Origin of the sequence: Streptomyces phaeochromogenes, assembly GCF_001418655.1 — a bacterium.
Taxonomy (GTDB): Bacteria; Actinomycetota; Actinomycetes; order Streptomycetales; family Streptomycetaceae; genus Streptomyces; species Streptomyces phaeochromogenes.
In genome coordinates, this window is sequence record NZ_LIQZ01000425.1 from 1 (window position 1) to 802 (window position 802).

The 802-nt window shown below is 71.1% G+C and carries 2 pseudogenes; both read left to right on the forward strand.

Annotated elements, in window-relative coordinates:
• Positions 1-371, forward strand: a pseudogene (locus tag AOK17_RS52905) (adenosine deaminase); the annotation flags it as partial.
• Between the two features lie 2 nt (positions 372-373).
• Positions 374-802: pseudogene (locus tag AOK17_RS54190) on the forward strand (adenosine deaminase family protein); the annotation flags it as partial.

Here is an 802-nt window from a genome sequence, read left to right on the forward strand (position 1 = left end):
GCCCCACCACGCTCGTCGAACTCGCCGACGCGGTCGGCCACAAGCTCCCCACGACGGACCCGGACGAGTTGGCCGCCTGGTACTACGAGGCAGCCAACTCCGGTGACTTGGTCCGATACATAGCCACCTTCGAGCACACCCTCGCCGTGATGCAGACCCGCGAGGGCCTGCTGCGCACCGCCGAGGAGTACGTGCTCGACCTGGCCGAGGACGGTGTCGTCTACGGCGAGGTGCGGTACGCCCCCGAGCTGCTGGTCAACGGCGGGCTGGCCCTCTCCGAGGTCGTCGAGACCGTGCAGGAGGGGTTGGCCGCCGGTATGGCCAAGGCGGCGGCCCTGGGCACGCCGGTCCGCGTCGGCACGCTGCTGTGCNNCGCCGGCGAGGCCCACGGCCTGCCCAGCATCCACCAGGCCCTCCAGGTCTGCGGCGCCCAGCGCATCGGCCACGGCGTCCGTATCACCGAGGACATCGTGGACGGCAAGCTCGGCCGTGTCGCGGGCTGGGTGCGCGACCGCCGCATCGCCCTGGAGATGTGCCCCACGTCCAACCTCCAGACGGGCGCGGCCACTTCGATCGCCGACCACCCGATCACGCACCTGCGCGACCTGGGCTTCCGCGTCACCCTGAACACCGACAACCGGCTGGTCTCCGGCACGACCATGACCCGCGAGATGTCCCTGCTCGTCGACGAGGCGGGCTGGACCCTCGACGACCTGCGCACGGTCACGGTCAACTCCCTCAAGAGCGCGTTCATCCCGTTCGACGAGCGGGCCGCCCTCATCCGGGACGTCGTCCTGCCGGG